Raw genomic sequence first — 11,566 nt, 5'->3', positions numbered from 1 at the left:
AGTTGCTGCGAGACGATTTGCTTTAAGTTGCTGCATCGGGTTTTTGCGTCCGGCTTGTTGTCCGGATCTTGTGCCAGGGCTGCTTGCATGCCGGCTTCGCCTGGCTGCGAGTCGCCGTCTAATACGCGCCGCCGACTCGATGTTGTGCGACGAAGTGACCCGGCCCCACGGCGACGAGCGGCGCCACGGCCGGGTCATCGTTCAATGAGCGGATCGGGCTCGGAATTTCATCGGCGGCGAGCATCCGTTTCGCGTGACGTCGCGCGGGATCGGCAACCGGCACCGCGCCCATCAGCTTTCTCGTGTACGGATGCTGCGGCGCTTCGAACACTGCGCGGCGCGGACCGATCTCGACGATCTGTCCGAGGTACATGACTGCAACGCGATGACTGACGCGCTCCACCACCGCCATGTCGTGCGAGATGAACAGATACGCGACGCCGAGCTCGCGCTGCAGATCGAGCATCAGATTGACGATCTGCGCCTGCACGGAGACGTCGAGAGCGGAAACGGATTCGTCGGCAATCACGACTTTCGGATTCAACGCGAGCGCGCGCGCAATCGCAATGCGTTGCCGCTGGCCGCCGGAAAATTCATGCGGATAACGGCGCGCGGCTTCGGGCGGCAAGCCTACTTTTTCGAGCAGCCACGCGACCCGCGCCTGTGCCTCTGCGCCTTGCGCGACGCCGTGCACGAGGAGCGGCTCCATGATCGAGAAGCCGACCGTCAGACGCGGGTTGAGCGACGCAAACGGGTCCTGAAAAATAAACTGGATATCGCGGCGTAGTGCCTGCAACGCAGGTCCTGTCAGCGAACTGATTTCCTTGCCGTCGAACTCGATCGAACCGCTCTGACTTTCCACGAGCCGCAACAGCGAGCGACCCGTGGTCGACTTGCCGCAGCCCGACTCGCCGACTAGGGCGAGCGTTTCACCTGGCCGCAGATCGAAACTGACTTTTTCGACTGCATGCACGCGGCCCGTCAGGCGGCCAAAAAGCCCGGTCCTGACCGGAAAGCGCGTGACCAGATCGCGCACGCGCAGAATCGGCGGCGTGCTTTCGTCGACATGCGGTTGCGCTTCCTTCGCAACGGCGGCTGCAGGGCGCACGGGTTCATCGGCGCCGCTCGCGCCCGCCTGCTCGACCGTCAGGATCGGAAATTTCGCGGGTTGATCGGTGCCTTGCATTGCGCCCAAACGCGGCACGGCAGCGAGCAACGCCTTCGTATAAGGATGCGACGGCGCTGCAAAGAGCGCGTCCGACGCACCCTCTTCGACCTTCTCGCCGCGATACATCACCAGCACGCGGTCCGCCACTTCGGCGACCACGCCCATGTCGTGCGTGATGAAGATCACGCCCATGTTCATCTCGTCCTGCAAGCCGCGAATCAGTTGCAGGATCTGCGCCTGAATAGTCACGTCGAGCGCGGTGGTCGGTTCGTCGGCGATCAGCAAGGCCGGCTTGCACGACAGCGCCATCGCGATCATTACGCGCTGGCGCATTCCGCCCGACAGTTGATGCGGAAACCGCGCCGCCACGCGCCGCGCCTCGGGAATGCGCACGAGTTCGAGCAGACGCAGCGTTTCCGCGAAGGCCGCCGAGCGGCTCTTGCCCTGATGCAGCGAGATCGCCTCACTGATCTGGTCGCCCACCGTGAAGACTGGATTAAGCGAGGTCATCGGCTCCTGAAAAATCATCGCGATGTCGGCGCCGCGAATCGAGCGCATCGTGCCGGACGACGCTTTCGCGAGGTCGAGCACGCTGCCGTCGCGGCGCCGGAATGCGATGCTGCCGCCGGCAAGGCGCCCACCGCCATGCTCGATCAGCCGCATCAACGCGAGCGATGTCACTGATTTTCCTGAACCCGATTCGCCCACTATCGCAAGCGTCTCGCCGCGCTCGACCGTCAGCGACAGATTGCGCACTGCGTTGAAGGTGGTCTCGCCGCTGCGAAACGCGACCGACAGGTTGTCGACTGCGAGTACGCGTTGCGTCGGCAGGCTTCCAGTAATCGGGCTGGCGGTGTGCGATGAAGTCGGCACAATGATTCCTTTGAATTCGAACGCGCAAGCGGTGTTCAGCAATGTTCAGGGTAACGAACTAACGGTAGATCGCCGTCGTCGGCGCCTCGCCCAGTCGCGCGAAACCGCGGTACATACCCTCGGTATTGAACGGCAACGCGATATTGCCGAGTGCGTCGACGGCAATCAGGCCGCCGCGGCCGTCGATCTTGGGCAGGCGGTTCATCACGACGTCGTGCGCGGCTTCGTGCAACGACACGTTGCGGTAGGCCATTTGCGCGGCGACGTCGTAAGCCGCGACCATGCGCATGAACATTTCGCCGGAGCCGGTGGTCGAGACCGCGCAGGTTGCGTCGTCGGCATAGCAGCCCGCGCCGATCAGCGGCGTATCGCCCACGCGCCCGACCTGCTTGTTGGTGACGCCGCCCGTCGACGTCGCCGCCGCAACGTGGCCGTGCCTGTCGAGTGCGACCGCGCCGACAGTGCCGAACTTGCGGTTCGGATCGATCGGCTCGTGCGGCATGGGATCGCTATTGTCTGTAGCCGACGGCGACGCGGCGAGCGTCGCGCCGTCGTGATCGAGCATTGCCCGCTGCTGATCGCGCGCGAGCAGCCATTGACGATGACGCGCTTCCGTATCGAAGTACTGCGGTTCGACGAATTCAAGTCCCTGCGCGGCCGCGAAACTTTCCGCGCCTTCGCCGGTAAAGAGCACATGTTCGCTGCACTCGAGCACGCGGCGCGCCGCGAGAACCGGATTGCGCACGCGCTTCACGCAGCAGATCGCGCCGGCCTCGAGCGTGCTGCCGTCCATGATCGCCGCGTCGAGTTCATGCGTGCCCGCTGCCGTGTAGACCGCACCAATGCCCGCGTTGAACAGCGGGCAGTCTTCGAGCAACCGCACGGCCTCGCTGACTGCGTCGAGCGCGCTGCCGCCGTCTGCAAGCACGCGTTGGCCGGCGGCGAGCACCGCGTGCAGAGCCGCGTGGTATTCGGCCTCGGCACTGGCCGACAGCGACGCGCGCAGGATCGTGCCCGCGCCGCCATGAATGGCAATGACTGCGTTGTCGTTCATCGTTTGAGTTTGGATTTTGCCTGGGTGGTGCGAGGGTTCGGTACTGCGCTTACTGACGTACGCGCAGTGCGCGCCGGTTCGCGCACGGCTTCACCCGCCCCACTCGCGGATGCGGACAGCGGGTCGGTGAGCCACGGCAATACGAACTCGGTAACGTCGGCGGCTGCCTTCACCGAGCGCTTCGCCCGATAGGCGACCGCGTCGCATAGCGCTTCGATCACAGCAAGAACAGCGGCATCCGCGTTCGCCGCGAGGCGGCGTTCAGAGCGCACGTATAACGAGAGATCGGCGAACTGCGCGAGCGGCGAGCGCGGTCCGTCGGTCAGCGCCAGCACGCGCGCGCCGCGAGTTGCCGCACGGCGCGCGAGTTCGATGGTGTCGTCGACATAACGCGGAAACGCGATGCCGATCACGAGATCGCCCTTGCCGCAGTTGAACAGGCGCCGCGCCGCATGCGACGGTCCGCCGATGAACGCAAGCGATTGCACGTTGTCGTGATACGCCATCAGGCCGTGCTCCATCAACCCGGCCAGGAACGCGCTCGTGCCCGCGCCGAGCACGAACACACGCCGCGCGGCGAGGATCGCTTCGACCGCGGCCTCGGCGGCGGCGCTGTCGATCGCCGTGCGGGTCAGGTGCAGGTTGTTGGCAGCCTGTTCGAGCGACGCGTCGACCACGTCGTCGCCCGCAGCGAGCGACTCTTGCGCGCTGCGCAGACGTTCGACCGGCGCGAGCGTCGCCTCGAAGCCGCGCACGAGCGCCTCACGGAACTGCGGATAACCGTCGAAGCCAAGCGCGCGGGCAAAGCGATTCGCTGTTGCCACCGAAGCGCCGACCACGCTCGCCAGTTCGTCGATTCGCATGGTGGCAGCGCGAAACAGATTGGCCAGTACGTACTCGCCCATACGCCGATGAATCGGCGTGAGCGTAGGCATGGCCGCCTCGATGCGCGCAGCGATGGCCTGCTCAGCCGGATTGGATGCAACGGACGGTTGATGAATCATGCGAGCGAAGCGGCGTGGTCAGCGCGGCAGTGTGTCGAGGTGTAAGCAAATTGGATGAAAGTATATTTACATGGAATTGGTCCGAGAAAAAATTCATTTTCATTTTTTGGGGGTTTGCCCTGGCGCTCATCGTGCAGTGAAGTTGATCTTCAGCAAGCTGTGACGCGTTCCTCGGGAATGCGCGCGAGCCGCGCCGCAGGCGACATCGCGATAATCGACGCCTGCACGAAAAAGGCCGCTGCGGCGGCGATCAGACAGGCGTCCATGTTCCAGCGCGCGCTGATCGCCGCGCCGAGCAGTGCGCCTGCCGGCCGCGCGCCATAGGTCGCCGTGCTGTTCAGCGCGGAGACGCGGCCCATCATCCGTTGCGGCGTGATGGCCTGGCGCAGCGTGCGCCGGTCCAGCCGAATACGCGACGCTGCGCGCAAGTTCGAGACGCCACTGTGCCAGTCGCGGCCACGAAGCCGAGCGCGGCAAGCAACGGCAGGGTGAGCGCATGGGTCATCAGAAGCAGAAGCACGCAGAGCATTGCGACGACACGCACGCTTTCGGCTAGCGCCATCAACGTGCGGCGCGAGCGGCGGTCGGCCCATACGCCGAGCGGGATCGACAGCAACAGGAAAGGCAACGTCTGCGCCGTCTGCAGAAGTCCCGTGCCGCGAGCGTCGGCGCCGAGCGCGAACACGGCGACGAGCGGCGCGGCGGCGAGGCTGATCTGCTCGGCGGATTGCGCGACGAGGTTAGACCACGCGAGCCGCTGGAAAGCGGCCGGCAAACGGACACGGGTTGAAGACGGCGAGGCATGCATGGATGGCTCCGGCAATGAAACAGGAGCCGCCATCGTGGCCGCGAACGCACCGCGGGACGCCCCGCTTCTTGCGGTGTTATTCTTCGCTCGCCATGAATCTCGAAAGCATTCTCTTCACCCAGGGCTTCGGCTCGCGCCGCCAATGCCGCGCGCTGATAAACGACGCTCGCGTGAGCATCGGCGGAGCGCTATGCACTGACGCCGACGCCGATTTCCCGACTGACGACGCGTCGTTCTGCTTCAGCGTCGACGGCGTGGTCTGGCCGTACCGGGAGCGCGCATATCTGCTGCTCAACAAGCCGGCCGGCTACGAGTGCTCGCGCGATCCGCAGCATCATCTGAGCGTATTCAGTCTGCTGCCGCCGCAGCTCGCCGAGCGCGGCGTGCAATGCGTCGGCCGGCTCGATCAGGACACCACCGGCTTGCTGCTGCTCTCCGACGACGGCAAGTTCGTCCACATGTTCACGTCGCCCAAACGCAAGGTCCCGAAGGTGTATGTCGCGACAACCCGTCATGCGATCGACGACGCGCAGTTGAGCGCGCTGCGCAATGGCGTGTTATTGCACGGCGAGTCGAAGCCGGTCGCGGCGGTCGAGGCCGATGCGCGCGGCGAGCACACGTTGGCGCTCACCGTGATGGAAGGCAAGTATCACCAGGTCAAGCGGATGATCGCGGCGGCCGGCAACCGTTGTGAAGCGCTGCATCGCGAGCGCGTTGGCGGACTCGCTTTGCCCGCGACCCTCGCGCCGGGCGCGTGGCAATGGCTCGATGAAACCGACCTCGGATCTTTACGGAGCGGGTAAACCGGTAGGTCGCGCGCAACCATCTGACAAGATTAGGAAAGCCCTGTGGGCACCCGCACATTCGCGCGACCGCCCATGCGATCGACGCTGCACTGCAGCATGCTCTTCATCAGGCCGCGCCCTATACTCGTTTAAACAAAGACTACAAAGAGTTCAAGGAGCGGCCATGATCGTCCATAACGGAGTCATGCTCTCGTACGTGCTGCCGGCGTTCGTGTGTGTCGGGTTGCTGCTGATCGGCGGACTGCTGATCGCCATGCGGCTGCGGCACAAATACGATCCGAATCTGATCGGCGCGTTGATCGGCGGGATGTTGTGTTTCCTGCTGCTTGAAGCACTGCCCGCACTGACCTGAGGCACGAGGCGCGCTGCTTTGCGGTGCTATGGTGTGCCGTGCGGCGACGCTTCACGAAGTTGTCCGGCCGATGTCCGGCGGACTTTCTTTGCCGCTGCGTCGCCGGGCTTTTGGGGCAATGTGATGCCTCTACCGGGCCTTCATGGTCTGCTTGCAATGTCTTTAGCAGCGTCGTTAACCTCTTCCCCAGCGCCTGCCGCTTCACGCAGAAAATCTTCGACGCTCGGATAGCGCAGGCGTATGCCTAGCTCTTTTTTCAAGCGGCGGTTCACGAGCCGTCTCGACTCGCGCATGAACGACAGCAAGGTCGGCTCGATCTGCTCTTCAGCCTGAGCCCGCGTGATGCGCGGCGCACGTGCCAAACCGAACGCATCGGCGACGAGGTCGAAGTACTCACCCATTTTCAGCGACGAGTCGTCGGACGCGTGAACCACGCGCGCCGGCCTGCCATGAGTGGCGAGGCGCACGAGGATCGCGGCGAGGTCGTCCGCATGAATGTGGTTGGTGTAGACGTCGTCGGCATCGACGAGCGCCGGTGTGCGCTTTTCAAGCCGCGCGAGCGGCAGGCGATTGGCTGCATAGATGCCCGGAATCCGCGCGATGCTCGCGACGAGCGTCCCGCGAGCGGTCGCGCGTCGCAATTGCTGCTCGGCCGACACGCGGCGTTTCGCACGCGCATTGGCCGGCACCGTGACGCGCGTCTCGTCGATCCACGCCCCGCCGCAATCGCCATAGACGCCTGTCGTGCTCGCATACACGAAGCGCAGCGGCGCGCGTGAAGCGGCGGCGCGGCGAAGGCCGTCGGGTACAATACCGGCTGGTTCCGGGAGTGGCCGTGCTTGTGCCCATGAAGCGCGCGCGCGGCGCAAGCGCCCGACCGGCGCGATGGTGGCGCGGGTCCCATGCGTGCCTGACAACGCGCGAGCGCGGCGCATCGCCAAGGCTGATAGCAACGCGCGAGTGCGGCGGTCGTCGTCGCCGGTTTTCTGCGGCGGCGCGAGATGCAGCACTGTGAGCGCGAGGCCCGCGAGCCGTTTCAGGCTGCGGCGCTCGTCGAGATCGCCGACCAGCGGCGAAACGCCCGCGGCACGCAACTCTGCGCTGCGCTCCGCATGGCTTGTCAGTGCAAAGACGTGGGCGCGCTGCAACAGGGGGACGCAGCGCATGCCGACATCGCCGCAACCTACGATCAGCACGCGCGGACGGCGGAAGTTTCGTGTGGCTTTCATGGTGCACGCATTGTAGCCGTCAAGCACGTGGGGCGCCGGGCGACAATACCGCTGGCTCCGACGATCCCGACTTTGCATGCCCCGTCTCTCCGTTTAACGATTACCGACTTTTCGACTTCGAACACTTTATGGCATTCAACGTCACGCTCCGGCAAAGCGGCCGGCAGTTTCAGGTAGAACAGGACGAGCCGGTGCTGAACGCCGCCTTGCGTCAAGGCATCGGTCTGCCGTACGGCTGCAAGAACGGCGCGTGCGGTTCGTGCAAAGGCGCTGTGGTCAGCGGCCAGGTGGAACAGCGCGCACATTCGTCGTCGGCTTTGTCGAACGAAGAAAAAACGCGCGGCATGGCGCTCTTCTGCTGCGCAACGGCGTGCTCCGATCTCGAGATCGATATCCGCGAAGTGGCAGGTGTGGGCGACGTGCAGGTAAAGAAACTGCCGTGCCGTGTGAATGCGATCGAGCGCAAGGCCGACGACGTCGTCGTGCTCAAGCTGCAATTGCCCGCTAACGAACGTCTGCAATATCTTGCCGGCCAATACCTCGAATTCATTCTGAAGGACGGCAAGCGCCGCAGCTATTCGATGGCGAATGCGCCGCACGTCGAAGGCCCGATCGAATTGCACATTCGCCACATGCCCGGCGGCGCCTTCACCGACCACGTGTTCAACGCCATGAAAGAGCGCGATATCCTGCGCTTCGAAGCGCCGCTCGGCACGTTCTTCCTGCGCGAAGAGTCGGACAAGCCGATCGTGCTGCTTGCTTCGGGCACCGGCTTCGCGCCGCTGAAGGCAATCGTCGAGCATGCGGTGTTCAAGAACCTGAACCGCCCGATGACGCTGTACTGGGGCGCGCGTCGCAAGAAAGATCTGTATCTGCTCGAACTGGCCGAACAATGGGCGCGCGAAATTCCGAACTTCAAGTTCGTGCCGGTACTCTCGGAGCCGGACGCGAGCGATGCGTGGACCGGCCGCGTGGGCTTCGTGCATCGGGCAGTGATCGAAGACCTCCCCGACCTGTCCGCGTATCAGGTATATGCGTGCGGCGCACCGGTCATGGTCGAGTCGGCACAACGCGATTTCACGCACCATCACAGCCTGCCCGAAGACGAGTTCTACGCGGACTCGTTCACGAGCGCCGCGGACCTGGCGAACGCGGTTTGACTCGAAACCCGCTGAAAGAAACGGCTCGCTCGTTACAACGAGCGAGCCGTGCCTGAGACAACATGTCAGCATGAAGACAGCCGCGCAAAAACTGGCGGGCGCGCCCATCGCGATGAATTCGTGCAAATTCAAGGTTTACATCAGCGCTTTTATTGTCGTATTCTTTCGCGCATGAACCGCATCCAATCCGAACTTCGACGTCGCCGCTCGCCGCTTCCCTAGGGACGCCGCCGGCTTCGTCACGGATTCGCGCTACAACAAAGCGCAAGCTGTTCGAATCATGAAAGCCACGGCATGCCGTGGCTTTTTTGTTTTTCCGGCCCGTTTGCTCATCGGCTAACGTGCGCCAACACCTTATCCACCTATTACCCGCTGTCTGGAGCCTGCCGTCATGAATTTCAATGAATATCCGATCGAGTCGCTGATGTACATCACCAACCGGCCCGAAATCGTTTTCACGCACGGCAAGGGCTCGTGGCTCTACGACAACAACGGCAAGCGATATCTGGACTTCATTCAGGGCTGGGCGGTCAATTGCCTCGGTCATTGCAACGAAGGCATGATCGAAGCGCTGAACCAGCAGGCGAAGCTGCTCTTCAATCCGTCGCCGGCTTTCTACAACGAGCCGATGGCGAAGCTCGCGGCGCTGCTCACGCAGCATAGCTGCTTCGACAAGGTGTTCTTCGCGAACAGCGGTGCCGAAGCGAACGAAGGCGCGATCAAGCTCGTCCGCAAGTGGGGCAAGAAGTTCAAGGACGGCGCATTCGAAATCATCACGTTCGATCACAGCTTCCACGGCCGCACGCTCGCCACGATGTCTGCAAGCGGCAAGCCGGGCTGGGACACGATCTACGCGCCGCAAGTGCCGGGCTTCCCGAAAGCGGATCTGAACGACATCGCGTCGGTGGAAAAGCTCATCAACGCGAAGACGGTCGCGGTGATGCTCGAACCGATCCAGGGCGAAGGCGGTGTGATTCCGGCAACGCGCGAATTCATGCAGCAACTGCGCGAGCTGACCCGCAAGCACAATGTGCTGCTGATCGTCGACGAAGTGCAAAGCGGCTGCGGCCGTGCCGGCACGCTGTTCGCGTATGAGCTGTCGGGCATCGAGCCGGACGTCATGACGCTCGGCAAGGGTATTGGCGGCGGCGTGCCGCTCGCGGCGCTGCTCGCGAAAGCTGAAGTCGCCGTGTTCGAAGCAGGCGACCAGGGCGGCACGTACAACGGCAATCCGTTGATGACCGCGGTCGGTTACTCGGTGATCTCGCAACTCACCGCGCCGGGCTTCCTCGAAGGCGTGCGTGCGCGCGGCGAGTATTTGCGCGCGAAGCTGCTCGAGTTGTCGGAAGAGCGCGGTTTCAAGGGAGAGCGCGGCGAAGGTCTGTTGCGTGCACTGCTGCTCGGCAAGGACATCGGCAACCAGATCGTCGAAAAGGCGCGTGACATGCAGCCCGACGGTCTTCTGCTGAACGCGGCGCGCCCGAACCTGCTGCGCTTCATGCCTGCGCTGAACGTCACGAACGAAGAGATCGACCAGATGATGGCGATGCTGCGTTCGATCCTCGACACGCTGTAATTGCGCGGGCACGCGTATGACGACGACCGCGACCGCAACGCTCTCTATCCGCCGCTTCGAGGCGAACGACACCGACGCAGTGGTCGCGCTGTGGCAGCAGGCCTTCCCGGAATACAGGGACGTGACGAAGCCGCAGCGCAACCCGCATCTGTCGATTGCGAACAAGCTCGCGACGCAGCCCGAGCTGTTCTTTGTAGCGGTGCTGGGTGAGCGAGTGGTCGGCACGGTGATGGGCGGCTACGACGGTCATCGCGGCTGGCTTTACTCGCTCGCGGTGGACGAGTCGTTGCGGCGACATGGAATCGGCTCGCGTCTGGTCGCACACGTCGAAAACGCGTTGGCGGCGCTTGGCTGCCCGAAACTGAACCTGCAGGTGTTGTCCGCGAAAAGCGACGTCCGCGCGTTTTACGAGGCGCTCGGTTATCGCGCGGATGCGGTGGTCAGTCTCGGCAAACGTCTTGGTGAGTTGGCGGATTCGCCGCCGGTTTAGTTTTCAGGCGCTTCATGCGTCGTAAAAAGAGAAAGGCCGCATGCGTTTGACTCACGCATGCGGCCTTTTTTGCATCGGCGGTTCAGCTCAAGGGTTATTCACCCAGCTCATTCACCCAGCTCATTCACCCAGCTCATTCACCCAGATAAGCCGCCCGCACCTTCGGATCATCAAGCATCTGCTTCGCGTCGCCCGACATCGTGACGAGACCCGAGTCCATCACATAGCCGCGGTTCGCCGCCTGCAACGCGAGACGCGCGTTCTGCTCGACGAGCAGCACGGTCATGCCTTCACCCGAAATCGCGCGCACCACTTCGAAGATCTTCTCGACCATGATCGGCGACAAACCCATCGACGGCTCATCGAGCAGCAACAGCTTGGGACGCGAGATGATCGCGCGCGCCATGGCCAGCATCTGCTGTTCGCCGCCCGAGAGCGTGCCCGCGTATTGCGTGGCGCGCTCCTTCAGACGCGGGAAAAAGCCGAACATGCGATCGACGTCGGCCTTGATGCCGTCGTTGTCGGTGCGCAGATAAGCGCCCATCTGCATGTTCTCGATAATCGACATGCGCGCGAAGATGCCGCGGCCTTCCGGCACCATCGCGAGGCCGCGCTTGAGCAACTCATGCGGCGGCACGCCTTTGATCGACTGACCCATGTACTCGATGTCGCCTGCGGCATACGGCTTGAGCCCGGTGATCGCCTTCATCGTCGTGGTCTTGCCCGCGCCGTTCGCGCCGATCAGCGTGACCAGCTCGCCCTGCGCGACCTCGAGGTCGATGCCCTTCACTGCCTGGATGCCACCGTAATTGACCTGCAGGCCCTTGATTTTCAACATTGCATGCGTCGTGGACATCAGTGGACTCCTGCACCCAGATAAGCTTCGATCACCTTCGGATCCTTCTGCACGTCTTGCGGCAGTCCTTGCGCAATCACCTTGCCATAGTCGAGCACCGTCATCTGGTTGCACAGACCCATCACGAGCTTCACGTCGTGTTCGATCAGCAGGATCGTCTTGCCGTCGGCGCGGATCTTGTCGAGCAGCC

Annotated in this window: 11 protein-coding genes and 1 pseudogene; 5 read left to right on the top strand and 7 right to left on the bottom strand. The window is 63.5% G+C overall.

Annotated elements, in window-relative coordinates; genetic code table 11:
• Positions 1-118 precede the first annotated feature (118 nt).
• The 4 genes and pseudogenes from BCA01S_RS07010 to BCA01S_RS34650 form a co-directional block, all read right to left on the bottom strand.
• Positions 119-2,041: a dipeptide ABC transporter ATP-binding protein gene (locus BCA01S_RS07010; protein ID WP_027776320.1), complete on the bottom strand. Its 1,923-nt coding sequence runs from the start codon at positions 2,039-2,041 to the stop codon at positions 119-121.
• Positions 2,042-2,099: 58 nt separating this feature from the next.
• Positions 2,100-3,095 (bottom strand): isoaspartyl peptidase/L-asparaginase family protein, encoded by a 996-nt coding sequence (locus tag BCA01S_RS07005; RefSeq protein ID WP_027776319.1) that lies wholly within the window; start codon positions 3,093-3,095, stop codon positions 2,100-2,102.
• Positions 3,092-4,099, bottom strand: coding sequence for a MurR/RpiR family transcriptional regulator (locus BCA01S_RS07000; RefSeq protein WP_027776318.1), 1,008 nt, complete (start codon positions 4,097-4,099; stop codon positions 3,092-3,094). Before BCA01S_RS07000 ends, BCA01S_RS07005 begins: the two co-directional genes overlap by 4 nt.
• A gap of 149 nt (positions 4,100-4,248) precedes the next feature.
• Positions 4,249-4,907, bottom strand: a pseudogene (locus tag BCA01S_RS34650) (MFS transporter).
• A 92-nt stretch (positions 4,908-4,999) separates the two neighbouring features.
• On the opposite strand from BCA01S_RS34650, the gene BCA01S_RS06985 reads away from it, so the two are divergent.
• Positions 5,000-5,710, top strand: coding sequence for a pseudouridine synthase (locus BCA01S_RS06985; protein ID WP_027776315.1), 711 nt, complete (start codon positions 5,000-5,002; stop codon positions 5,708-5,710).
• A gap of 166 nt (positions 5,711-5,876) precedes the next feature.
• On the top strand, positions 5,877-6,065 hold the full coding sequence (locus tag BCA01S_RS06980) for a hypothetical protein (protein WP_027776314.1): 189 nt from the start codon (positions 5,877-5,879) through the stop codon (positions 6,063-6,065).
• A 140-nt stretch (positions 6,066-6,205) separates the two neighbouring features.
• Here the strand turns inward: BCA01S_RS06980 and BCA01S_RS34645 are convergent, their stop codons facing one another.
• Positions 6,206-7,294 (bottom strand): NAD-dependent epimerase/dehydratase family protein, encoded by a 1,089-nt coding sequence (locus BCA01S_RS34645; RefSeq protein ID WP_042318289.1) that lies wholly within the window; start codon positions 7,292-7,294, stop codon positions 6,206-6,208.
• A gap of 128 nt (positions 7,295-7,422) precedes the next feature.
• Here BCA01S_RS34645 and BCA01S_RS06970 point away from each other — a divergent pair, with 128 nt between their 5' ends.
• From BCA01S_RS06970 to BCA01S_RS06955, 3 genes are all read left to right on the top strand, one after another.
• Positions 7,423-8,454 (top strand): CDP-6-deoxy-delta-3,4-glucoseen reductase, encoded by a 1,032-nt coding sequence (locus BCA01S_RS06970; protein WP_027776313.1) that lies wholly within the window; start codon positions 7,423-7,425, stop codon positions 8,452-8,454.
• A gap of 391 nt (positions 8,455-8,845) precedes the next feature.
• Complete coding sequence (locus tag BCA01S_RS06960) at positions 8,846-10,030, top strand: acetylornithine transaminase (protein ID WP_027776312.1); 1,185 nt, start codon at positions 8,846-8,848, stop codon at positions 10,028-10,030.
• A gap of 16 nt (positions 10,031-10,046) precedes the next feature.
• Positions 10,047-10,520 carry a GNAT family acetyltransferase gene (locus tag BCA01S_RS06955; protein ID WP_027776311.1) on the top strand — a complete coding sequence of 158 codons (474 nt, stop codon included), beginning with the start codon at positions 10,047-10,049 and terminating at the stop codon, positions 10,518-10,520.
• Between the two features lie 133 nt (positions 10,521-10,653).
• On the opposite strand, the gene BCA01S_RS06950 is transcribed toward BCA01S_RS06955, so the two are convergent.
• Together BCA01S_RS06950 and BCA01S_RS34640 are read right to left on the bottom strand one after the other, a co-directional pair.
• Positions 10,654-11,358, bottom strand: a complete 705-nt coding sequence (locus tag BCA01S_RS06950) for an ABC transporter ATP-binding protein (protein ID WP_027776310.1) — start codon at positions 11,356-11,358, stop codon at positions 10,654-10,656.
• 17 nt (positions 11,359-11,375) lie between these two features.
• On the bottom strand, positions 11,376-11,566 hold a 191-nt coding region (locus tag BCA01S_RS34640), incomplete at its 5' end, for an ABC transporter ATP-binding protein C-terminal domain-containing protein (RefSeq protein WP_042318195.1).

The organism is Paraburkholderia caledonica NBRC 102488 (genome assembly GCF_000685095.1).
Classification (GTDB): domain Bacteria; phylum Pseudomonadota; class Gammaproteobacteria; order Burkholderiales; family Burkholderiaceae; genus Paraburkholderia; species Paraburkholderia caledonica.
This window is presented reverse-complemented; position numbering and strand designations above follow the sequence as displayed.

Bases quoted from the DNA above. Each gene is read 5' to 3' on its own strand.
- BCA01S_RS06970 (WP_027776313.1), top strand. From the start codon at position 7,423: ATGGCATTCAACGTCACGCTCCGGCAAAGCGGCCGGCAGTTTCAGGTA.
- BCA01S_RS06955 (WP_027776311.1), top strand. From the start codon at position 10,047: ATGACGACGACCGCGACCGCAACGCTCTCTATCCGCCGCTTCGAGGCG.
- BCA01S_RS06960 (WP_027776312.1), top strand. From the start codon at position 8,846: ATGAATTTCAATGAATATCCGATCGAGTCGCTGATGTACATCACCAAC.
- BCA01S_RS07005 (WP_027776319.1), bottom strand. From the start codon at position 3,095: ATGAACGACAACGCAGTCATTGCCATTCATGGCGGCGCGGGCACGATC.
- BCA01S_RS34645 (WP_042318289.1), bottom strand. From the start codon at position 7,294: ATGAAAGCCACACGAAACTTCCGCCGTCCGCGCGTGCTGATCGTAGGT.
- BCA01S_RS06980 (WP_027776314.1), top strand. From the start codon at position 5,877: ATGATCGTCCATAACGGAGTCATGCTCTCGTACGTGCTGCCGGCGTTC.
- BCA01S_RS07000 (WP_027776318.1), bottom strand. From the start codon at position 4,099: ATGATTCATCAACCGTCCGTTGCATCCAATCCGGCTGAGCAGGCCATC.
- BCA01S_RS06985 (WP_027776315.1), top strand. From the start codon at position 5,000: ATGAATCTCGAAAGCATTCTCTTCACCCAGGGCTTCGGCTCGCGCCGC.
- BCA01S_RS06950 (WP_027776310.1), bottom strand. From the start codon at position 11,358: ATGTTGAAAATCAAGGGCCTGCAGGTCAATTACGGTGGCATCCAGGCA.